Annotated in this window: 18 protein-coding genes; 10 read left to right on the top strand and 8 right to left on the bottom strand. The window is 67.7% G+C overall.

Annotated features, from left to right (window positions below; genetic code table 11):
• The first annotated feature begins 31 nt into the window (after positions 1-31).
• From K2Y56_RS15105 to ggt, 5 genes are read left to right on the top strand one after another with little or no spacing between them, the layout of a single operon-like run.
• Positions 32-976 carry an ABC transporter permease gene (locus K2Y56_RS15105; protein WP_292509021.1) on the top strand — a complete coding sequence of 315 codons (945 nt, stop codon included), beginning with the start codon at positions 32-34 and terminating at the stop codon, positions 974-976.
• The gene (locus K2Y56_RS15100; protein ID WP_292509020.1) at positions 973-1,878 is read left to right on the top strand and encodes an ABC transporter permease; all 906 of its coding nucleotides are present in this window, start codon (positions 973-975) and stop codon (positions 1,876-1,878) included. The genes K2Y56_RS15105 and K2Y56_RS15100 overlap by 4 nt, the downstream gene beginning before the upstream one ends.
• 1 nt (position 1,879) lies before the next feature.
• Positions 1,880-2,911, top strand: a complete 1,032-nt coding sequence (locus K2Y56_RS15095) for an ABC transporter ATP-binding protein (RefSeq protein ID WP_292509017.1) — start codon at positions 1,880-1,882, stop codon at positions 2,909-2,911.
• Positions 2,908-3,834 carry an ATP-binding cassette domain-containing protein gene (locus K2Y56_RS15090; RefSeq protein WP_292509014.1) on the top strand — a complete coding sequence of 309 codons (927 nt, stop codon included), beginning with the start codon at positions 2,908-2,910 and terminating at the stop codon, positions 3,832-3,834. Before K2Y56_RS15095 ends, K2Y56_RS15090 begins: the two co-directional genes overlap by 4 nt.
• Positions 3,835-3,877: 43 nt before the next feature.
• Complete coding sequence (ggt, locus tag K2Y56_RS15085; protein ID WP_292509011.1) at positions 3,878-5,464, top strand: gamma-glutamyltransferase; 1,587 nt, start codon at positions 3,878-3,880, stop codon at positions 5,462-5,464.
• Between the two features lie 120 nt (positions 5,465-5,584).
• Here ggt and paoC read toward each other — a convergent pair whose 3' ends face one another.
• From paoC to K2Y56_RS15060, 5 genes are all read right to left on the bottom strand, one after another.
• On the bottom strand, positions 5,585-7,804 hold the full coding sequence (gene paoC / locus K2Y56_RS15080; RefSeq protein WP_292509008.1) for an aldehyde oxidoreductase molybdenum-binding subunit PaoC: 2,220 nt from the start codon (positions 7,802-7,804) through the stop codon (positions 5,585-5,587).
• 3 nt (positions 7,805-7,807) lie between these two features.
• The gene (locus K2Y56_RS15075) at positions 7,808-8,758 is read right to left on the bottom strand and encodes a xanthine dehydrogenase family protein subunit M (protein ID WP_292509005.1); all 951 of its coding nucleotides are present in this window, start codon (positions 8,756-8,758) and stop codon (positions 7,808-7,810) included.
• On the bottom strand, positions 8,755-9,405 hold the full coding sequence (gene paoA / locus K2Y56_RS15070) for an aldehyde dehydrogenase iron-sulfur subunit PaoA (protein WP_292509002.1): 651 nt from the start codon (positions 9,403-9,405) through the stop codon (positions 8,755-8,757). Before paoA ends, K2Y56_RS15075 begins: the two co-directional genes overlap by 4 nt.
• Before the next feature lie 216 nt (positions 9,406-9,621).
• Positions 9,622-11,568, bottom strand: coding sequence for an alpha/beta hydrolase domain-containing protein (locus tag K2Y56_RS15065; protein WP_292508999.1), 1,947 nt, complete (start codon positions 11,566-11,568; stop codon positions 9,622-9,624).
• Positions 11,569-11,747: 179 nt separating this feature from the next.
• Positions 11,748-12,458 carry a L,D-transpeptidase gene (locus K2Y56_RS15060; RefSeq protein WP_292508997.1) on the bottom strand — a complete coding sequence of 237 codons (711 nt, stop codon included), beginning with the start codon at positions 12,456-12,458 and terminating at the stop codon, positions 11,748-11,750.
• Between the two features lie 278 nt (positions 12,459-12,736).
• Between K2Y56_RS15060 and K2Y56_RS15055 the strand changes: the two genes are divergently transcribed.
• From K2Y56_RS15055 to K2Y56_RS15035, 5 genes are all read left to right on the top strand, one after another.
• Positions 12,737-14,023: an MFS transporter gene (locus K2Y56_RS15055; RefSeq protein WP_292508995.1), complete on the top strand. Its 1,287-nt coding sequence runs from the start codon at positions 12,737-12,739 to the stop codon at positions 14,021-14,023.
• A 154-nt stretch (positions 14,024-14,177) separates the two neighbouring features.
• Entirely contained in the window at positions 14,178-14,447 is a 270-nt protein-coding gene (locus tag K2Y56_RS15050) for a hypothetical protein (protein WP_292508991.1), read from the top strand.
• A gap of 176 nt (positions 14,448-14,623) precedes the next feature.
• Positions 14,624-16,357, top strand: a complete 1,734-nt coding sequence (locus K2Y56_RS15045; protein WP_292508988.1) for a S8 family serine peptidase — start codon at positions 14,624-14,626, stop codon at positions 16,355-16,357.
• Between the two features lie 97 nt (positions 16,358-16,454).
• Entirely contained in the window at positions 16,455-17,015 is a 561-nt protein-coding gene (locus K2Y56_RS15040; protein WP_292508985.1) for a sigma-70 family RNA polymerase sigma factor, read from the top strand.
• 10 nt (positions 17,016-17,025) lie between these two features.
• Positions 17,026-17,691, top strand: coding sequence for an SPOR domain-containing protein (locus tag K2Y56_RS15035; RefSeq protein WP_292508982.1), 666 nt, complete (start codon positions 17,026-17,028; stop codon positions 17,689-17,691).
• A 510-nt stretch (positions 17,692-18,201) separates the two neighbouring features.
• Here the strand turns inward: K2Y56_RS15035 and K2Y56_RS15030 are convergent.
• From K2Y56_RS15030 to nadC, 3 genes are all read right to left on the bottom strand, one after another.
• Positions 18,202-18,507: a hypothetical protein gene (locus K2Y56_RS15030; protein WP_292508979.1), complete on the bottom strand. Its 306-nt coding sequence runs from the start codon at positions 18,505-18,507 to the stop codon at positions 18,202-18,204.
• Between the two features lie 551 nt (positions 18,508-19,058).
• Entirely contained in the window at positions 19,059-19,724 is a 666-nt protein-coding gene (locus K2Y56_RS15025; protein ID WP_292508976.1) for a L,D-transpeptidase, read from the bottom strand.
• A gap of 200 nt (positions 19,725-19,924) precedes the next feature.
• Entirely contained in the window at positions 19,925-20,782 is an 858-nt protein-coding gene (gene nadC, locus K2Y56_RS15020; protein WP_292508973.1) for a carboxylating nicotinate-nucleotide diphosphorylase, read from the bottom strand.
• Positions 20,783-21,006: the final 224 nt, after the last annotated feature.

The following is a 21,006-nucleotide window of genomic DNA, read 5'->3' as shown; positions in this document are numbered from 1 at the left end:
CCCAGACGCCACCACGGCCGGAGGCTTCCCGATGCTGAGCTTCCTCGCCCGCCGGATCGCCATCGCGGTGCCCACCCTGGTGCTCGCCTCGATGATCATCTTCGCCCTGCAGCAATTGCTGCCCGGCGATACCGCGACCGCCCTGTCGGGCGAAGAGCGCGACCCCGAGGTGATCGCCTTCATCCGCGAGAAGTACCACCTCGATCGGCCCCTGCCGGTTCGCTACCTGCTCTGGGCGAAGGGCGTCCTCCAGGGCGATCTCGGCGAATCGATCAGGCTGCAGAAGCCGGTCATCGACCTCGTGGCAGAGAAGCTACCCGTGACTCTCCAGCTCGCCTGTCTCGCCATGGTGATCGCCCTGGTCATCGGCGTACCGATGGGCATCGTCTCGGCCGTCCGGCAGGGCACAACCGCGGATTACGTCGCCAACGGGATCGCCCTCTGGGGGCTCTCGATCCCGAATTTCTGGCTCGGGATCATGATGATCCTGTTCTTCTCGGTCTATCTCGGATGGTTGCCGGCCTCCGGCTACGTACCGCCCAGCGAGAGCCTCATCGACAACCTCAAGGCGATGATCATGCCCGCCTTCGTGCTCGGCAACGCCATCGCCGCGGTGATGATGCGCCATACCCGGGCGGCGATGCTGCAGGTGCTCCAGAGCGACTACGTCCGAACCGCCAGGGCCAAGGGTGTCTCGCCCCTCGGCGTCATCCTCAGGCACTGCCTGCGCAATGCCGCCGTGCCGATCATCACGCTGGGCGCGCTGGAATTCGGCCAACTCCTGTCGGGTGCGGTCCTCACCGAGCAGATCTTCTCGGTGCCGGGCTTCGGCAAGCTAATGGTCGACGCCGTGTTCAACCGCGACTACGCCACCGTCCAGGGCGTCGTGATCTGTACGGCGACGACCTACATCGTCCTCAACCTGATGGCGGACGTCGCCTATTTCCTCGTGAACCCGAAGCTGCGCCGGTCATGAGCGGGGCCGAGGCAGCACCCGCAACCGTGACGGCGGCCCGTTCCGCGCCGGTGGCGGCGGAGCCTGGTCCCTTGCGGGAGATCTGGTTTCGGCTGCGCGCGCGTCCGAGCGCCGTCGTCGGCCTCGTCATCGTGCTCGCCCTCGTGGGCATGGCGGTCTTCGCCGACTGGATCGCGCCCTACGATCCCTCCGCTACGAATTGGGGCGCTGTCAGGACGGCACCCAGCCTGGCACATCCCTTCGGGACGGACGAGGTAGGGCGGGATCTCCTGTCGCGAATCATCCACGGCGCGCGGGCCTCCCTCGCGGCGGGCCTCACCTCCGTCGCCCTCGCCGTGACCCTCGGCCTGCCGCTGGGACTGCTCGCTGGCTATGCCGGCGGGGTGATCGACGGAGCGATCATGCGCCTGACGGACGCTCTCCTGGCGATCCCGTTCCTGATCTTGGCGATCGCCCTCGCCGCCTTCCTGGGACCGAGCCTGACCAACGCGATGGTAGCGATCGGACTTTCGGCGACCTCGATCTTCGTACGTCTGTCGCGGGCCCAGGTGCAGGCGATCACCGCGGAGGAATTCATCGAGGCCGCCCGCGCCGTCGGCAACCCTCCCTGGCGGATCGCGCTGCGGCACATCCTGCCCAACATCGTGCCGGCGATCCTGGTCCAGGCCACGCTTACCATCGCGGCCGCGATCATCGCAGAGGCGAGCCTGTCATTCCTCGGTCTCGGCCAGCAGCCCCCGGCCCCGTCCTGGGGGTCGATGCTCAACGTTGCCAAGAACTTCCTCGACCAGGCGCCCTGGATGGCGATCTGGCCGGGCGTCTCGATCTTCCTCGCGGTCCTGTCCTTCAACCTCCTCGGCGACGGCCTGCGCGACGCCCTCGACCCGCGTCAGAGGAATTGAGATGAGCGCGCCCGGTACGACCAAGCTCCTGGAAGTGCGCGACCTCGCCGTGGCCTTCGAGACCCGCGGCGGCATGATCCACGCCGTCAACGGCGTGTCCTACGCGCTCGAAACGGGGGAGACGCTGGGGATCGTCGGAGAATCCGGGTCCGGCAAGAGCGTTCACGTGCTGGCGATGCTCGGCCTCATCCCGAAGCCGCCGGGGCGCATCGCGCGCGGAGAGGTCGTGTTCCAGGGGCGCGACCTCCTCGCGCTCCCGGACAAGGCGCTCCGCAAGGTCCGCGGCGGCGAGATCGGCTTTGTGTTCCAAGACCCGATGAGCTCGCTGAACCCTGCAATGACGGTCGCGGCACAGATCGTCGAGCCGCTTCGCATCCATCTCGGCCTCGCCGGCGCTGCCGCGCGGCGCCGGGCCCGCGAACTCCTCGATCTCGTCCGCATCCCCGATGCCGGGTCCCGGCTCGACCAGTACCCTCACGAGTTCTCAGGCGGCCAGCGCCAGCGGGTGATGATCGCCATCGCCATCGCCTGCAAGCCGAAGCTCCTCATCGCCGACGAGGCGACCACGGCCCTCGACGTCACCATCCAGGCCGAGATCATCGCTCTCGTGCGCGAGCTCAAGCGCGAGATCGGGATGGCGATCATCTGGATCACCCACGATCTCGGCGTCGTCGCCGGCATCGCCGACACCGTGCAGGTGATGTATGCCGGCCGGATCCTGGAGCGTGGACCCGTCGACGACATCTTCTCCGATCCGCGAAGCGCCTACACCCTCGGTCTGCTGCGCTCGCTTCCGGACCTCGGCGTCCGTGATGTCCGGCGGCTCCGGCTGCAGCCCATCGAGGGGACGCCGCCCGACATGCGGCTCCCGCCGGCGGGCGATCCCTTCGCGCCGCGCAACCGCTACGCGACGCCGCGCTGCTTCCTCGAGGCGCCCCCGCTGAGTCAGGCGCCAGGGGCCGCGCCGGGGCATCTTGTGGCCGCCTGGTACGATTTGCCCGGGCAGCTCGCACGGGAGCGGCCCACGCCATGACCGAACCCGCCGCACCATATCCGCTGCTATCGGTGCGCAACCTCAGCAAGCATTATCCGCTTCGTTCCTGGTGGGGCGGCACGGCGTCCGTCTTCAAGGCGGTCCATGATGTCAGCTTCGACATCCGGCCCAACGAGACCCTGGGACTTGTCGGTGAATCCGGGTCCGGCAAGTCGACGGTCGGCCGCGCGGTGACGATGCTGAACCCGCCGACATCGGGCCACGTCGTGTTCCAGGGCGCCGACCTCGCCCGGCTCACGGCCCGCGAGATGCGCGGCATGCGCCGCCACATCCAGATGGTCTTCCAGGACCCGTATTCGGCCCTCAACCCGCGCATGAGCGCCGGCGCCTACGTGCTGGAGCCGCTTCTGCTGCACGCGGCCGATCGCAGCCGCGCCGAACTCCGGGAGGAGGTCGCGGGCCTGTTCGAGCGGGTCGGCCTCGATCCGCGCTTCGCGGGACGATACCCGCATCAGTTCTCGGGCGGCCAGCGACAGCGCATCTGCATCGCCCGGGCGATCGCGTTGAAGCCACGCTTCATCGTCGCCGACGAGCCGATCGCGGCCCTCGACGTCTCGATCCAGGCGCAGGTCGTGAACCTGCTGCAGGATCTGCAGGACGAGCTCGGCTTGTCCTACCTTTTCATCTCGCACGACCTCAGGATGGTGAGATACCTCTGCCACCGGGTCGCGGTCCTGTGGCGGGGCGGGATCGTCGAACTGGCCGACAGCGAGACGCTCTACCGCGACCCGCGCCACCCCTACACGCGGCGCCTCCTGGCGGCAGTGCCCGTACCCGACCCGGCGGCAGAGCGGCGGCGCATCTCGACGATCGGTCTGGCCGAGCCGGCGCCCCAAGGAGCCGGGCACGTCTTGACCGAAGTCGCGCCCGGCCATTGGGTCGCGCAGAATGCAGACGGATGAGCGGACCGGTCGAAACGATCGTCGCACGACAGGAGAGTACGGCATGAGGAATTTTTCGCTGCCAGGGCGCTCGCCCGTCTATTCAGCCAACGCCGCCGTGGCGACGTCGCATCCGCTGGCGACACTGGCGGCGATCGAGGCCCTGCGCAGCGGCGGCAACGCCGTCGATGCGGCGATCACCGCCTGCGCCGTCCAGTGCGTCGTCGACCCGCTCATGACGGGCATCGGCGGGGATTGCTTCGCCCTCTACACGCCGAAGGGCGCAGACAAGCCGATCGCTTTGAACGGCTCGGGCCGGGCACCCGCGGCGGCCACGGATTCCTGGTACCTTGAGCACGGCGTCGCCATCGAGCCGACCTCACCCCATGCGGTCACCGTGCCGGGCGCCATCGCGGCCTGGGAAACCCTGCTCAAGGACCACGGCACCCGCAACCTCGGCGAGTGCCTGCAGCCGGCGATCCGCTACGCCGAGGACGGCTTTCCGGTTCAACCCCGCGTCGGCTGGGATTGGGCGCGGTCGAGGGACCGTGTCGTGCACGATCCGGACGCCGCGGCGAGCTACCTCATCGACGGCGCCGCGCCCGCGATCGGCTCGATCATGCGGCTGCCGAAGCTCGCAGCGACCCTCCGGCGCATCGCCGAGCACGGCAGGGCCGGCTTCTACGAGGGCCCGGTGGCGCAGGACCTCGTGACCAAGCTGCAAAGCCTCGGCGGCCTCCACACCCTTGAGGATTTCGCCGCCGCCGCGCCCGAATATGTCGCGCCGATCACCACCAGGTACCGCGGCTTCGACGTCTACGAGTGTCCGCCCAACGGCCAAGGCCTCGCGGCCTTGATGATGCTCAACGTCCTCTCGCATCACGATGTCGGGGCATTGGGCGAGGTCGACCGGGTGCACCTCTATGCGGAGTCCTGCAAGCAGGCGTATCACCACCGCGACGCGCTCTTTGCCGACCCCAGCCTCAACGCCGTTCCGGTTGAGCATCTTCTTTCCGATGCCTGGCGGGCGAGCGCCCGCGGTGCCATCGACATGACCCGCGCGACCGCCCCGGCGATCTGGCCGGAGATCGAGGCCGAGCGCCGGCACAAGGACACGATCTATCTCTGCGTGGTCGACCGGGACGGCAACGCGATCTCCTTCATCAATTCGCTGTTCCAGGGATTTGGAACCGGCATCATGGGCCCCGAGAGCGGCGTGCTCTTGCACAATCGCGGGCTCTCGTTCCGGGTCGAACCGGGCCATCCCAACACCATCGCGCCGAACAAGCGGCCAATGCACACGATCATTCCCGGGATGCTGATGCGGGAGGGCCGGACAGTGGCGCCCTTCGGAGTGATGGGCGGCCACTACCAGGCCATGGGGCATGTCCAGCTCCTCAGCGGCATCATCGATTGCGGCCTCGACGTGCAGGAGGCGCTCGATGCCCCGCGGAGCTTCGCGTATGGCGGCGAGGTCGAGATCGAAACCGGATTCGCGCCGGATCTCGACGCCGCCCTGCGCGCCCGCGGCCACGCCGTCACCCGGAGCCCGCTTCCCATCGGCGGAGGCCAGATCGTGTGGATCGACGAGAGTGGAACCCTTCTCGCCGGCTCCGATCCAAGAAAGGACGGCACCGCAATGGGATATTGAAGACCTCGCTGCGACGTGACCGCAGCTCGATTGTGGGCACGGCCGATGCGAATGCCCCTGAACCGGGCTGCAAGGGATCGCCTCGAAGAACCTTTGGGGAGGTCGACCCCTCCGGTCCGATCAGGCCGCGTCCGGCATGCGGTCGAGGAGCTTGTCGAGCGTGATCGGATAGTCCCGCACCCGAACGCCGGTGGCGTTGTAGACGGCGTTCGCGATCGCCGCGCCGACGCCGCACAGGCCGAGTTCGCCCACGCCCTTCGCCTTCATCGGCGATGACATGGCGTCGACCTCGTCGAGGAAGACCACGTCCTGATGCGGGATGTCGGCATGGACCGGCACCTCGTAGGTGGCGAGGTCGTGGTTGACGAAGAAGCCGCGCTTCTTGTCGACAGAGAGTCCTTCCATCAGGGCGGCGCCGACCCCCATGGTCATCGCGCCGATGACCTGGCTGCGGGCCGATTTCGGGTTGAGGATGCGCCCGGCAGCGCAGACCGCCAGCATGCGCCGAACCCGCACCTCCGCCGTGTCGACATCCACACCGACCTCTACGAAGTGACTCGCGAAGGTCGATTGCTGCTGCTTCTTGGAGAGGTCGCCATACTCGATGCTGTCCTCCGCGCTGAGGGGACCTTGAGCCGCGGCTTCGCCGAGCGGCACCGCGCGGTTGCCCGAACGGACCTCGCCCTCCGCGAAGACCGCGTCGGCCGAGTTGATGCCAAGCCGCTGCGCCACGGCTTCGCGCATCTTCACGCATGCCGCGTAGACGCCGGCCGTCGCATTGTTGGCACCCCACTGCCCGCCCGAGCCCGCCGAGGCCGGGAAGTCGGAATCCCCGAGCCGGACAACGACGCGCTCGAGGGGCACGCCCATCATCTCAGCGGCGGTCTGGGCGATGATAGTGTAACTGCCGGTTCCAATGTCGGTCATGTCGGTCTCGACCGTGACCGTACCTGCCCGGTCGAGCCTCACCCGTGCGCCCGACTTCATCAGCAGGTTGTTGCGGAAGCCAGCGGCCATGCCAAGGCCGACGAGCCAGTGCCCGTCCCGGACCTGGCCTGGCATCGACTTACGCCTGGCCCATTCGAATTTCTCAGCGCCGAGCGTGAGGCAGCCGACGAGGTTGCGGTGTGAGAAGGGGCGCTCCGGCTTGTTCGGGTCGACCTGGGTGTCGTTGCGGATTCTGAACTCGACGGGGTCCAGCCCCAGCTTTTCTGCCATTTCGTCCATGGCGATCTCGAGGGCCATCAGCCCCGGCGCCTCGCCGGGGGCGCGCATGGCGTTGCCCTCCGGCAGGTCGAGATGGGCGAGCTTCATCGCGGTCAGGCGGTTGGCGCCCGCGTAGAACAGCTTGGTCTGGTCCACCGCCGTCTCGGGCCTGCCCTCGGGCAGGTTCCCCGAGGTGCTCTCATGCGCGATGGCGGTGATGATTGCGTCCTTCGTCGCGCCGAGGCGCACGCGCTGTATCGTGGCGGGGCGATGTGTGGTGTTGTTCGCGATCAGCGGACGGGTCAGCGCGACCTTCACCGGCCGCCGGGCCGCCTTCGCCGCGAGGGCTGCGAGCACTGCGTCCGAGCGTACGAACAGCTTGCCGCCGAATCCGCCGCCGACATAGGGCGAGTCGACCCGAACATTCTCAGCTGGAATGCCGAGGATCTGGGCCATGCTGCCCTTGTGCCAAGCAATCATCTGGTTCGAGGTCCAGAGCGTGAGCTTGTCGCCGTCCCAGGCCGCGACGGTCGCGTGCGGCTCCATCATGGCGTGGGTCTCGTCGGCGGTCGTGTAGGTCTCGTCGAGGGTCACCGGGGCCTTGGCGAAGGCACCCTCGAAATCGCCGACACGCTCCACGCCGTCGTGACCGCTGCCCTCGCCGCTGTCACCAGGGGCTGGCGGCGCGGAGGGCGCCTCTGCGGCTAGGTCGAAGCGTCCGGCCTCGGGCGCGTAATCGACCCGGACGAGGAACGAGGCGGCCCTGGCCTGCTCGAAGGTCTCGGCCACCACGACGGCGATGGCCTGGTGGTAGTGCTGGATCGCGTCGCCCCCGAAGAGGTAGGCGGCGTTCATCCTGCCGCGTCCGAGCCGGGGCGTGTCGAGGGTCGTGACGATGGCGAGGACGCCCGGAGCCCGCTTCGCCGAGGCGGTGTCGATGCCGCGTATCCGGCCCTTGGCGATGCCGGCGCCGAGGACGTAGCCGTAGGCCTGGTTCGCCGCGACGTCGTGGCGCTCGTAGGCGTAGGCCGCGGTGCCGGTGGTCTTGTACTTGCCGTCGATGCGGTCCGTGGGTTTTCCCACCACCTTGAGCTGGTCGATCGGGTTCTGGCCTGCGGGGGTGTCGAACTTCATGGCTCAGGCCCTCGCTTGATTGAGCGCCGCCCTGAGCGTGCGCTCGGCCAGCGTCACTTTGAATGCGTTCTCGTGCGTCGGCTTGGCGCCGGCGAGCAGCCGATCGGTGACGGCCTTCGCGCCGCGCGGGAGTTCGGCCTCGGCCGCTTCCATGCGCCACGGCTTGTGCGCGACCGCGCCGAGCGCCACCCGGCCGGTCCCGTCCGGCTGCACCACTGCGGCGACCGAGACGAGCGCGTAGGCGTAAGAAGCGCGATCGCGGACCTTGCGGTAGATCTGCACGCCGCCAAGGGGCTTCGGCAGCGTCACTGCCGTGATGAGCTCGCCGCGTCTCAGCGTGGTGTCGACCTCGGGCTTGTCGCCGGGCAGGCGGTGGAAGTCGGCGATGGGGATCGTCCGCTGCGTGCCCTTGGCATCAACCGTCTCGACCGTGGCGTCGAGGACGCGCATGGCCACCGCCATGTCGCCCGGATGCGTGGCGATGCAGGCCTCGCTCGTGCCGATGACCGCGAGTTGGCGGCTGAAACCATCGATCGCCGAGCAGCCAGAGCCGGGCTGGCGTTTGTTGCAGGCCTGTGCCGTGTCGTAGAAATACGGACAGCGGGTGCGCTGAAGCAGATTGCCGGCCGTCGTGGCCTTGTTGCGCAGCTGGCCCGTGGCCCCGGCTAGGAGCGCCCGGGAGAGGACGCCGTAGTCGCGGCGCACCCGCGCATCGGCGGCGAGATCGGTGTTGCGCACCAGCGCGCCGACGCGCAACCCGCCTTCCGGCGTCGCCTCGATCGTGTCGAGGCCGAGGCCGTTGACGTCCACGAGATGGGTCGGAGTCTCGATCTGCAGCTTCATCAGGTCGAGGAGGTTGGTGCCGCCGGCGATGAACTTGGCGTTCGGCGTGCGCGTGACCGCTGCGGCCGCTTCGGCCGGCGTCGTCGGGCGCTCGTAAGTGAAGGACTTCATGCCGGCCTCCGGGAAGTCGGGATCCCTGCAACCTCGGTCATCGCCTCGACGATGTTGGAATAGGCGCCGCAGCGGCAGAGATTGCCGCTCATCCGTTCGCGGATCTCCGAGGGGGTCACCTCCATCGGCGCGTTGAGGTCGGCGGTGACGTGGCTCGGAATGCCGGCCTTGATCTCGGCCAGCATGGCGACGCCCGAGCAGATCTGGCCCGGGGTGCAGTAGCCGCATTGATAGCCGTCATGGCGGATGAAGGCGGCCTGCATCGGATGCAGGTTGTCCGGCTGCCCGAGGCCTTCGATCGTGGTGATCTCGGCGCCCTGGTGCATGACCGCCAGCGTCAGGCAGGCATTGATGCGCCGCCCGTCGACGATCATCGTGCAGGCGCCGCACTGGCCGTGGTCGCAGCCCTTCTTGGAGCCCGTCAGATGCAGGTGCTCGCGCGCGGCGTCGAGGAGCGAAGTGCGGATGTCGAGTTCGAGCTCCTGCAGCCGGCCGTTCACGGACAGCGAGAGTTTCGCCATCACCGGCTCGCCTGCCGGTTCGGTGCGAGCTTGGGCCGCCGCCGGGAGCGTCGTCATCGCTGCGGCGGCCGTCGCGCAGGCGACCAGTTCGCGTCTACTGAGATCGAGGTCTCCCGGTCGTCCCATCTTGGTCTCCGGCCTTGGTGCATGAGGGATGTCCGGGGCATGTCCGTCCATCGAAAACGAATTACCGAAGAAACACCGACACCCCGGATAAGGTCCAAGCCATCTCGCGGACTGCCCAGTAAGTCGGTCCAAACCGGCCATCGGTCAGGCTTTCGGGGTATGACCGGCCCGACGGCCGCTGGTCGCCCCTAGGAGACGCCGAGGGCATTCGCTCGGCTACCTCGCGAGCGTCCCCGAGGCGGCGGCTTCGACCATCTCGGTGGCATCCTCCGGAAGCAGCAAGCGCTCGGAGACCAGCCGATCAGCCGCAACTCGAACAGCACCGACATACGCCCCCTGGGATGGGTATCGCTCTTCCAGTGACAGCCGCGGGTCCCCCGCCGCGATCCGCTCCGACTTCGTGGCGGCATACGGGAGGACGCCACCGAGGTGGTTGCAGAGCGTGGCCGCCGCTTGACCGCGCATGGGGTTCCAAGCCGTGTAGGTGGCGCGCGAGGCTTCGATGAGGGGCATCCTGATGCCGCCCAGCGTATTGCCGTCGCCGTCGACCCTGGGCAGCAGGAGCGGATAGGTCCCCCTGATCACGGGATATGGCGAGGCCTGCTCGACCCACTCCGCGGGATTGTAGAGTCCCGAATAGGGTAACCCGGGAATCGGGGGATACAGCCCCTCGGCGCGCGCGAGCGTGCCGTGGGCCCGGCTCGGGTATCGGCTTTCTGGCGGGCGAAACTCGTCCGAGATCCATGAGGTCAGCGCAGTGAGGAGAGCCCTGGCGGGCGCGCCGCCGTGAACAGGGCTGGCGGGGAGCTCGCAGGCGGCGTTCGGCGTCGTCGTGCCGCTCGGGGCCGGAGCGTGGGGGGCTCCGGTGATCATGAAGGCGCGGACGTCAGGCGGGAGCTCGAGCTGCGCGCCTTGCGTATCCGTCGTGATGAGGGCGCCTCGCGACCCCCACATCTCGTATTCGTTGTCCACGTGCATGATCTTCGGGCACGTATTCGTGAGCCTGCATCGGACAAGGAGACCGTCGCGCCGACCGGTGAGCGCGTCGGTGCTCAGCGTGTAGCTGAACGGGAACTGGTCGACCGGGTAGTAGCGGTCGACATGCGGAGACGGATTCCGGCCCGGCTGGGCGAAGCGGGCGTTGGTGAAGCTCCGCCGGCTTCCCGCGATGTAAGGCATCAGGCCGTCGAAGACGATGCGGCCGCGTTCGTCCTCGTTGAACCCAAGATACAGGAAGTCGCGCAACACGCGGCCGGATTGTGAGACGCCGAAGCCGACGGCACGGCTGATTCCCGTCCGGCCGTGGAGTGCCAGGGGGTTGTTCGGGCCGCCCTCATGCTTGAGGAAGGTCGCGACGTCCCGGATCGCCGCGAAACCCAGTCCCGTCACCGTCGGATCGCGGGCCTCATAGACGAGCTCGTACAAGGCACTGGCGTCGAAACCTTCCTGGGGCCTGACGATCTCGATCCGCTGAGCGCCGAGGAATCGAACGCGAAGCTCGGCCGGTGCCGCTCTCGGATCGCTGGGACGAGCCCGTACCGTCAAACGGGCTTTGGCCGGATCGAGATCGGCCGCAGGCCACGTCAGCGCCGCCTCGACCGGACTTCGCCTGTGATCGAAGACCCACTCCTCCCTGGAGGGGCCGGTAACGCCGGAGACGATCGGAAGGTCGATCCGCATCGCGCCGCCTGGGGCGATATCGCCCTGCCAGCCGACCCAGGCGAGGGTGTAGCCGCGCGAGAGGAGGAAGCCGCGACCGGCGTCGCCAGCCCTTTCGAGCCGGCTGAACGCCTCCGCCGGACTGTCCTCGAACAGTGAGCCGATCAGCTTGCGCCCGCGATTGGGGGCCTCGAGCAGGAGAATGCCGTTGGGGCGGGCGGGCCTCAGGACGACGACGTCCGCGACCGCTTCCACGCGATGGTCCGGGTTTCGAGGAGCGAGCGAAATGTCGGCGATGATCGCATTCCGAGCGTCGGCGGGGTCCACGGCGATCGTCGCCCGGCCGACGATCTTCTCGACCTGACCGGCCTCGCCGAAAGTTCGCCCGTCGAGCGCCTGCTGCTGCGTGGAGGCGACCTCGAACCGCGTCACCTCGGCTTGGCTTGGCTGCACGCCCGCAAGCAAAATGGCCGTGGCACAAGCCGCTTCGCGCAGGCGCATCATCAATCCTCCTCCCGAACGCGCCTCATTCGCGTCTCCGGAGACGACGACAACCGAGCCTCGGCCTGGTTGCGTCGCGCGTGCAGACAGATTGCCGCGGTCCGGAGGTCCCGCCTCGACGCAGGAGTCGTCGCCAGGCCGTTCAAGCGAGGTCCGCTCTCAAAACACTGCCGGCCGACAGCTTACGCGCGCAGGACGACAACCTTCGTCTTGACCGGCGTTCGCGCATAGAGGTGGATCATGTCCTGGCTGAGGAGTCCGACGCAGCCGCTGGTGATGCCGCTGCCGATCGTGTCCGGCTCGCTGCTGGCGTAGATGGTGTAGAGCGTGTAGGCGCCGTTCTGGTAGAGATGGAGCGTGCGGGCGCCGAGCGGGTTGTCGAGGCCGCCAGGCATGCCACGGGCGTATTTGGCCGTTTCGGGCTGACGCCGGATCATCTCCTTGGGGGGTGTCCAGGTGGCCCATTCGGACTTGCGGCCGACATAGGCGTCACCGCTCCACAAGAATCCGTCGCGGCCGACATTCGCGCCGTAACGGGTGGCCGATCCGTCGCCTTCGACCCGGTAGACGTAGAAGTTGCCCGGATCGACGATGATCGTGCCGGGCGCTTCCTTGGTCTCATAACTCACCGTGCGGCGAAAGTACTTCGGATTGACCTTGCTGATGTCGGCTGCCGGGATCGGAAATTTCTCGTCCGGCATCGGGCCGTAGACCTTCGCCGCCTCGGCGAGGATCAGGCCGTCGGACGTCGCGCACCCGGCAAGCCCGAGTGTGCCGAAACCGGCGGCCGAACCGACCAGAAACGAGCGGCGGTCGATCATCCCCGCCCGGTGCCGAAGAGAAGCGGCCTCGTTCCTCTTGCTGCCGTCGGAGGTCCTGTGGTCCATGCTCATGATCTTCGGACTTCCTCTGTCCTGCGGCCTGATCGGAGGACGCTCCGGTGTGGTTTAAGGCCGCCGGGCGCAAGGCCAAGCTGAGATTGCCGGTACCCGGGACGACTGGCAAGCTCGGCTTCGCACGCTCCGCTTCCACTTCGTCGCCGGACCATGCGCCGAAGCGGGCTGCGCCCATGCGGACTCGGAGCCGGTGTCGGGACTGATCCCATCATGTCGCGACCGGCAGACGGGGTCGGTTGCGTAAGGTGCCGCAGGAGTGATCGAGGACCGAACCGATGAGCCAGTGGCCACCGAGCCTGCGGACGTCCGGCTGGCGCTTCGGTTTCTTCACACTTGCCTACCTCTACCAGGGCGTCGTCGCCGGCTTCGCGCTGACGGCCCTCGCCAACCACTTCGCCGCGCGGGGCGTCTGGGCGGCCGATGTCGGCGGTCATCTTGCGATCGTCGGCCTGCCCTGGGTGCTGCAGCCGCTTCTCTGGGGTCCGGTGATCGATCGCGCGACGCCCCGCCGGATGGGACCGCGCCGCTTCTGGCTGGTCGTCTCTCTTGCCTGCGCACAGCTCAGCCTCGCCGGCCTGCTCCTGCTGGGCGCGAATGCCAGCCTGATGGCCGTCAGCGTCGCCCTCTTGCTGCACAGCTTCGCAGCCTCGCTCGCCGACACCGCCACCGACCGTATGATCGCCGGCAGCGTGCCGGCCTCGGAACTGGGGCGCATCAGCGCCACGACGCGGGCGGGCTTCGTGATCGGCAGCGCCGCCGGAACTGCGATCTTCGCGTGGATCCTTCAGACGAAAGGTTTTCCGTCTGCGGCCCTCGCCCTCCTCGGCCTGACCACTCCGATCGCCGCTGCGGTCTTCCTCGTGCGCGAAGCACCGGACGACCACCTCGTCTCCCTGCAATGGCGCGCCCGCTCGCCCAGTTCGGCACAAGGCCGGGCACCGGGAACTCTCTCCTTCGCACGTAACCTCCTCGGAGGGTTCCGAGCGCGCGAAGCTTTGGTCCTGCTGACGATGTGCTTTGCCATCGACCTTGGCCTGGCGTTGTTCCAGGTGCCTTTCGCCGTGGCGCTGGTGCAGGTTCATGGCTGGGACGCAGGCGCGCTCTCGCGCTTGCAGGCGCTGCTCGCGCTTCTGGGCGGCACTCTCGGTGCGGTGGGCATCGGCACCTATGTCGACCGCACCGGGCCGGAGCAGGCTCTGCGAATCCTGCTCCTCGCCTGCGTGGGGGCGTTCGGTCTCGCGGGACTGCTGATCGCCGCGGGGCTGGAGGCCGCGGCGGGTCCGTTCATCCTGGGTCTAGCCAGCGTCGTGCCCGCCTTGCTCTACGTCGCCCTGCTGCCGACGGTGCTGCTGGCGAGCCGCGACGGACGGGCGTCCGCGACGCAGTTCCAGATCTACATGGCGGCAATGAACCTCGGTGACGTCGTCGGCTCGGCGCTCGCCGGTGCACTCGCCTCGGCCATCGCCCCGGCTCTCGTGGCGCTCGGGGTCGCATGCCTGTTCCTGGCATGCGCCCGCGCCTCGCCAGCGCCAGGAGCTTTACCCAACCCGGCCGCCCGATAGCCGCCTTCTGGCTGGTGCTGGCCGAGCAGCCGGAGCGGCCGACCGAGCCCCGATGCGAAAAATATCGAGACGGTGGTGAACCGACTTGCCGGCTCGCGCGACCAACGGATGTCAGGGGCGCCATGAGGCATCCCGCAACTCGGAGGACTCCGCTATGACCCCCAAGATGATCGTCGCCACCGCCCTCAGCTCACTCGTCCTGTGCACCAGCCTGTCCGTCGGCGCCTCGGCGAAGCCGATGTACTTCAAGAGCAATCACTCCCACGGCGTGGGCTACGGCGGCATCGTCCTTGGAGGCTTGGCCCTCGGCGCCATGGCGGCGGGCGCGGCCGCCGCCTCCCAAGGAGACTGCTACCTCGAGAGCCGGCGCGTGGTCGACGACTACGGAAACGTCTATGTGCGGCGTGTGCGCGTTTGCGAATGAGCGTCAGTCTTCATGTTGATGAACACTGCGCCGTCCGGGGTCGCTGGGCGGCGTAGACCTGCGACATCAGTTCCCCTAAGATCAGCTAGCCGTAGCCTTTCGTAAAACAGGAGCCGGCTGCGGGAGCACGCGCTGCCATGCAGATGATGTCGGATCGGTTCTCGACGAGCCGGCTCATGTCGATCATTCTGGTCATCCTGGTTCTCGTGACGCTTTCGGTTCCGGCCGACGCTCAGACGCGCATGCCCGGCATCGGAGCGGCCGGCGGGAGAGGACCGATCGGAGGCGGCCCATACGGCGGTGGCCGCGGTGGTGGTGGCCCGATCATCGGCCTTGGCAGCATCGGTGCGCTTCCAGGCCTGTTGCGTCCTCCTCGTCCCGAGGTCCAGGACGTCGACGACGACGAGCCTCTGATGCGCCGTCCAACGAGAAATCCGGATTTCGACGACGCACCGCCCCCGTACCGGCCCAGGCCGCGCCGCCCGCCGCCGGTGCTACGGGTGACGCCGGAACCGGCACCCGACATCCGGCAGGCTCGCGAGCCTCGCCTCCGCGAAGACTTGCCGAGGACCGCGCAGCGACCGAAGCCGTCGAGGGCGGTATCGACCTCTCAGACCAGGTCCGTGCCGCAGAAGGCTGTCGCGAAGAAGTCCTCTCCGCCGACGCGCCCGCCGGCAGCGACCGCACCCCTCTCACCACGGGGTGCAGCCCAGATGGCGGCCGTGGCGTCGGACGAGGTGCCAGGCGAGGTGCTCTTCACCCTGCGCACCGACGCCGACGGCGCAAGCCTGCGCGCGATCCTGAGACGCGAGCGCCTCGAACTCATCTCGACGGATAGCTTCACCCTCGTGCCGATGCCCCTGCACCGCGCCCGCATCAGGGACCGGCGCTCCGTATCGGACGTGGTCGCGGCCCTGTCGCGCGACGGCCGCGTCGCCTCGGCCCAGGCAAATCACATCTTCTCGCTCGCGGCCGGACCTGCGCCTGCGCCTGCGCTCTCAGGCGCGCAATACGCGGTCGCAAAGCTCAAGCTCGCCGAAGCTCACGTTTCGTCGACAGGCCGGAACGTCGTCGTCGCCGTGATCGATTCCGGCGTCGACGAGGCTCATCCGGCGCTCCAAGGTGCCGTCTCCGACCGGTTCGATGCCGTCGGCGATGCGAGCAAGGCCCATTCTCACGGCACCGCTGTGGCCAGCATCGTCGGCGCCCGCAGCCAGTTGCTTGGTGCGGCACCGGAGGCGCGGCTGTTGCCGGTGCGAGCTTTCTCGGCTGAGACACGCGCAGGAGCTCAAGGGACGACCGTGCACATCCTCCGGGGCCTGGACTGGGCGGGAAAGCAGAACGCCAGAGTGGTCAACATGAGCTTTGCCGGTCCCTCGGACGCAAAGCTTTCCGAGTTTCTTGCCGCCGGAACCGGACGCGGAGCGATCTACGTCGCGGCGGCAGGCAATGCCGGACCGAATTCGCCTCCCTTGTTCCCTGCGGCCGATCCCAACGTCATAGCCGTCACCGCCACGGACGCGCAGGACAGGGTCTTTTCCGCCGCCAATCGCGGGCCTTACATCTGCGTGGCGGCCCCGGGCGTCGACATCCTCGTCGCCGCACCGAACGGGAGCTACGGCCTCTCCTCCGGGACATCGATGGCAGCCGCCCAGGTGAGCGGGATCGTCGCGCTGATGCTTCAGGAAAAGCCTGGTCTCAGCCCGAAAGAGGTGCGCGAAGCACTGACCGGGAGCGCACGCGATCTCGGCGCTCCGGGCCCCGATGGCGAGTATGGGGCAGGATTCGCCGATGCGGATGGGGCGGTGCGTGCCCTGTCGACGCCATTGGCCGGTGTCGGTTCGGGCTCGCGATCCGCGGGAGGCGAAAATGCGACATCCGTCGTCACGAGCACCATCAGCAAGCCATGAGGGGAGGTCCACGTCGCGTTGCGCGCTGCGACCATCGAGAAATCCTTCATGGCAGTGAACCGTTCTGTCCGCTGGCGCGACCAATCCGCGAGCGCGCATGAGCGTGCTCGCGGACGAGGAGCTGATCCGGCGCATCGCCGAAGGCGACCGGCTGGCGATGCAGGGCCTCTACACCCGGCATTCCACGGCCGTTTACCGCTTCCTCGTCCGCATCGTTCGCGACCCGACCCGGGCGGAGGACCTGATGAGCGACGTATTCTTCGACGTGTGGCGCCAGGCTGACCGCTACGAGGGGCGTGCCAGCGTCACCACCTGGATGCTGACCATCGCCCGCTTCAAGGCGCTCTCGACCCTGCGGCGGCGTCCGCACGAAACCCTGGAAGACGACGAAGTCGGCGCCCTCGAGGATGATGCCGACACTCCGGAAGTGGCGCTGCAGAAAGCCGACAAGTCGGACGCCATGCGCCGCTGCCTGGAAGCCCTATCGAACGAGCACCGCATGGTGATCGATCTCGTCTACTATCACGAACTCGGGGTCGAGGAAGTCGCGCAGGTGCTCGACATCCCGGCGGGTACGGTGAAGACCCGCCTGTTCCATGCGCGCAAGCGCCTGTCTGCCCTCTTGTCGAAGGCGGGCATAGACCGCGGATGGCCGTGAGGAGACCGCGATGACGACGCCCGATCCCGAACGCGCCGAGGACGACCTCCTCTTGCCCTGGCACGCCACCGGCCGTCTCGACCGAGGGGAGGCCGACCGGCTCGATGCGGCACTGGCACGCGAGCCCGATCTCGCCCGCCGCCTCAATCTGGCGAAGACCGAGCAGCGCGAGACCGTCGCCTTGAACGAGGCTCTCGGTGCGCCGTCGCGGCGAAGTCGCGACGGTCTGTTCGAGCGTATCGATGCCGATCTCGCTGGGCGGCGAACCTCGGGAGGATGGCTGGCGCGGATCGGTGCGATGCTGGCGGGCTTGTCGCCTCCGGTCCTGGCCGGAACGGCGCTCGCGGCCTCCCTCCTGATCCTGCTTCAAGGAGGTCTGCTGACCAGCACATGGCTCGGTACCCCGGCGCCATCCTACGAGACCGCCTCTCATCGCGAGACCGAACCCGGGGGCACGGTCATCCTCGTCGCCTTCGCGTCTCAGGCGACCGCCGAGCGAATTGCCGACACGCTGCGCGAGGCGAAGGGGTCCATCGTCGACGGTCCCCGCGCGGGCAACCTCTACCGCGTCCGGATCGCCGCGGATGCCGGAGCGTTGAGCGCCACGCTCGATCGGCTGCGCGCGCAGCCCGGAGTGGTTCAACTGGCGGTGCCGGAGACGGCACCCGCCCGGTAGCAGAGTGAAGGGATGAAGATTGTCTATCCCCATTGTGCGGGTGAAAGGACACCTACGGTTCGTTCGATGGAGGGATCGCAAATTCGACCGACCGAGCCTCCGTCCAAGCGGCTCTGAGCGGTGCCGTCCGAAGTCTCCGGAAGGCCGTCGTATCGATGGGTGCTTCACACCGATTCATATCTGTCTCGAGCCGGTGCCGGTGTTCGGCCCGGGCGCGGTCCTCGACGATATCGGTCTTAGGGGACCGTCTTCCCGCCCATCGATCGCCGCGGGTGCGAACACGCTCGAATGGCACTACGAGGCCCGCTTCATCATAGGCGCCGTTCTACCCTGATCATGACCGTCTATGAACGTAAAACGCCCGTGCCGGTTCGAGGGCACGGGCGTTTCAAAAAACAGCCTTTCGATAGCGTCACCTATCGATGCCTGCTCCAGGCGAGCTGAGCCAAAACGCGGTCCCTCTTGCCCACGATCGCCTGGATCATTGCTCGGCTACGCGCAGCTTGCCGATCAGTGGCAGACCTTCCGGACCACGAATTCGCCGAAGGCATTGTAGCCGCGACGGAGACGGCAATATCCGCCGTAATAGACAGGCCTGAACCCGTAGTGCCCGTGACCCCAGTGACCGTGTCCATGCCCCCAATGACCATGACCATGCCCCCCATGACCATGCCCCCCATGACCATGCCCCCCATGACCGTGACCCCCGTGACCGTGGCCTTTGTGGCCGGGCCCATGGGCCAGGGCCGCCGTTGCGCCGAACGCTCCCATGCCGAAGACAACGAGGAGCGGGATGAGCTTACGAGAACCGAACATGTCTGCCTCCTGAGTTCTAGAGCCATCAGCAGGCTCTGACTTCAGTTGGTCGCGGCAGAGCTGGTTTCGGTTCACCGGCGGACCGAATTATTCGGGCCATGATGAGAGCCGGTTCAGTGAGCGCCCAGATAGGCGCTCGCTCGACGCATGCCTCATAAAGCGACAGTTCCGGATCCTGCAGCCCGGACGATCAACGAGATGGCGCGAGTCGCCTCTGACGTTGTTCGAACTCGCACGAGCTTCAGCGACCTCACGCCTCGTCGCCTGCGATCCGCCGCAGGCTGACCGAACCCGGAACTGAGTCGACGGGCGGACGGTCAATGCTGTCGAAGCGGCGCGAGAACGATAGAAATACGGGCGCGCAAGCGACTATCGAACAATACCTGCCGTCATCAAAGAATACGCGCGAACAGAATTAGACCGAAAAATACACACGGATCTCGCTACTGTAAACCGGCAGCGCGCATTGGATAGATTGATCGCTAACGCAAAAGGACTTCGACGAGTTGTCATCGCCGAAGTCCTGATCGATCGTGGCAACGGTCCGAAGATCAGCGCAGGACGACGACCTTCGTGCCGACCTTGGCGCGGGTATAGAGGTCGGCGACGTCGTCGTTGGTCATGCGGATGCAGCCCGACGAAACGGCGCCGCCGATCGATTCCGGCTCGTTGGAGCCGTGGATGCGGTAGATCGAGCTGCCGAGATAGAGGGCGCGGGCGCCGAGCGGGTTCTCGAGCCCGCCCTTCATGAAGCGAGGCAGGTCCGGACGGCGGCGCAGCATTTGAGCCGGGGGACGCCAATCCGGCCATTCCCGCTTCATCGTGATGGTCTGGACCCCGCCCCAGGTGAAGCCGGGACGACCGACGCCGACGCCGTAGCGCAGGGCCTGGCCGTTGCCCATCACGTAGTACAGGCGGCGCTCGGCGGTGGAGACCACGATGGTACCTGCGCCGTAGGGACCATTATAGGCTACGGTCTCGCGCTGGATCGCCGACATCTGCGGCACGGCCGATGCGAGCGGATCTGATGGGCTGAGCGAGGCGTTCGCGGTCGGGATGGGCGTCGCGATGGGCTCGTTCTGCGGCCGAACGCGGACGAGCAGCGCGTTGTCGAGGGGCTGGCGAGTGAGCGGGTCGATCTCGTAGGCGGCGGCGGGCATGGCCCAGCCAGCCGTCATGCAGGCAAGCCCGGTCAGGGCGGTAGCGAAACGACGCATCAAGGCCTCTCGAATACAGGCGAAAATCTTGGGGAACTCAAAGGTGGCAGCGGCGCACCTTAACGCATTGAGTTTCGCCAAGACGTAAACGCGTACCGTCTAAAGCCAAGGTCTAATCGCACCGCAGCAACACTTGCCCCGGCGTCGTGACTCCGTGGCAACAGTGTGGCGGCTTGGCCGTGGTTTACACGGCCTTGACCTCAAGCAGCGTCGAGGCCGAGGTCGATGATCGGCGCGCTGTGGGTGATCCAGCCGCAGGAAATCAGGTCGACGCCGGACGCCGCCACGGCGCCGACGGTCTCCCGCGTGATGCGGCCCGAGGCCTCCGAGAGGGCACGGCCGGCGATCATCGCGACGGCGCGGGTGAGCTGCTCCGGGCTCATGTTGTCGAGGAGCACCGCGTCGGCGCCGACGGATAGCGCCTGTTCGAGCTGGTCGAGGGTGTCGACCTCGATCTCGATCTTCACGAGATGCCCGGCCCGCGAGCGCGCCCTCTCGATCGCCGGGACGATGCCGCCGGCTACCGCGACGTGGTTGTCCTTGATCAGGACGGCGTCGTCGAGGCCGAAGCGATGGTTGGAGCCGCCACCGGCACGCACCGCGTGCTTCTCGAGGGCGCGCAGGCCCGGCGTGGTCTTGCGGGTGCAGACGATGCTGGCCTTGCCGTGCGGGCGTGCCGCCTCCACGAGGCCGTGCGTGGCGGTGGCGACCCCCGACATCCGGCAGAGCAGATTGAGGGCGACCCTCTCGGCGGTGAGGATGGCGCGGGCCGGGCCGGAGAGGCGCAGGACGACGTCGCCGGGGGCGACGAGGGCGGCGTCGCCGCGCTCGACCGCCACCGTCACGGCCGGATCGATCAGCTCGAACGCCATCGCCGCGGCATCGACCCCGGAGATGACCCCGTGCTGGCGCGCCGCAATCACGCTGTCGAGCCTGGCGCTCGCCGGCACGATCGCATCGGTGGTGATGTCGCCAGCCCGGCCGAGATCCTCCAGCAAGGCCGCGCGCACGATCGGCTCGACGAGGAGACGGGGCAGGGGAAGCAGGTCGTCGCGCATGGAAACAGGCCTCATGGATGCCGGGATGATCGTGCCCGGCGCCGCTTCATGTGACTAATGGATGGGCTCGTGACTGTCCCAACCCTCCGACTCATCCTGAGCTGCCGAAGCGAAGCGGAGGCCTCGAAGGAGGGTTGCAGCAGGCGCAGAGGCTTCTGGAAGGCTCCTTCGAGGCCGCTGACGCGGCACCCCGGATCAAGTCCGGGGCAGGCTCTCAGGATGAG

This window comes from Methylobacterium sp., from assembly GCF_019745455.1.
GTDB lineage: Bacteria > Pseudomonadota > Alphaproteobacteria > Rhizobiales > Beijerinckiaceae > Methylobacterium.
The sequence above is the reverse complement of the archived record's forward strand: the minus strand, read 5'-3'. Positions and strand labels throughout refer to the sequence as shown.

Excerpts from the sequence above, each read along its gene's own strand:
- K2Y56_RS15105 (WP_292509021.1), top strand. The coding sequence starts at position 32 with ATGCTGAGCTTCCTCGCCCGCCGGATCGCCATCGCGGTGCCCACCCTG.
- K2Y56_RS15100 (WP_292509020.1), top strand. The coding sequence starts at position 973 with ATGAGCGGGGCCGAGGCAGCACCCGCAACCGTGACGGCGGCCCGTTCC.
- K2Y56_RS15095 (WP_292509017.1), top strand. The coding sequence starts at position 1,880 with ATGAGCGCGCCCGGTACGACCAAGCTCCTGGAAGTGCGCGACCTCGCC.
- K2Y56_RS15090 (WP_292509014.1), top strand. The coding sequence starts at position 2,908 with ATGACCGAACCCGCCGCACCATATCCGCTGCTATCGGTGCGCAACCTC.
- ggt (WP_292509011.1), top strand. The coding sequence starts at position 3,878 with ATGAGGAATTTTTCGCTGCCAGGGCGCTCGCCCGTCTATTCAGCCAAC.
- paoC (WP_292509008.1), bottom strand. The coding sequence starts at position 7,804 with ATGAAGTTCGACACCCCCGCAGGCCAGAACCCGATCGACCAGCTCAAG.
- K2Y56_RS15075 (WP_292509005.1), bottom strand. The coding sequence starts at position 8,758 with ATGAAGTCCTTCACTTACGAGCGCCCGACGACGCCGGCCGAAGCGGCC.
- paoA (WP_292509002.1), bottom strand. The coding sequence starts at position 9,405 with ATGGGACGACCGGGAGACCTCGATCTCAGTAGACGCGAACTGGTCGCC.
- K2Y56_RS15065 (WP_292508999.1), bottom strand. The coding sequence starts at position 11,568 with ATGATGCGCCTGCGCGAAGCGGCTTGTGCCACGGCCATTTTGCTTGCG.
- K2Y56_RS15060 (WP_292508997.1), bottom strand. The coding sequence starts at position 12,458 with ATGAGCATGGACCACAGGACCTCCGACGGCAGCAAGAGGAACGAGGCC.
- K2Y56_RS15055 (WP_292508995.1), top strand. The coding sequence starts at position 12,737 with ATGAGCCAGTGGCCACCGAGCCTGCGGACGTCCGGCTGGCGCTTCGGT.
- K2Y56_RS15050 (WP_292508991.1), top strand. The coding sequence starts at position 14,178 with ATGACCCCCAAGATGATCGTCGCCACCGCCCTCAGCTCACTCGTCCTG.
- K2Y56_RS15045 (WP_292508988.1), top strand. The coding sequence starts at position 14,624 with ATGTCGATCATTCTGGTCATCCTGGTTCTCGTGACGCTTTCGGTTCCG.
- K2Y56_RS15040 (WP_292508985.1), top strand. The coding sequence starts at position 16,455 with ATGAGCGTGCTCGCGGACGAGGAGCTGATCCGGCGCATCGCCGAAGGC.
- K2Y56_RS15035 (WP_292508982.1), top strand. The coding sequence starts at position 17,026 with ATGACGACGCCCGATCCCGAACGCGCCGAGGACGACCTCCTCTTGCCC.
- K2Y56_RS15030 (WP_292508979.1), bottom strand. The coding sequence starts at position 18,507 with ATGTTCGGTTCTCGTAAGCTCATCCCGCTCCTCGTTGTCTTCGGCATG.
- K2Y56_RS15025 (WP_292508976.1), bottom strand. The coding sequence starts at position 19,724 with ATGCGTCGTTTCGCTACCGCCCTGACCGGGCTTGCCTGCATGACGGCT.
- nadC (WP_292508973.1), bottom strand. The coding sequence starts at position 20,782 with ATGCGCGACGACCTGCTTCCCCTGCCCCGTCTCCTCGTCGAGCCGATC.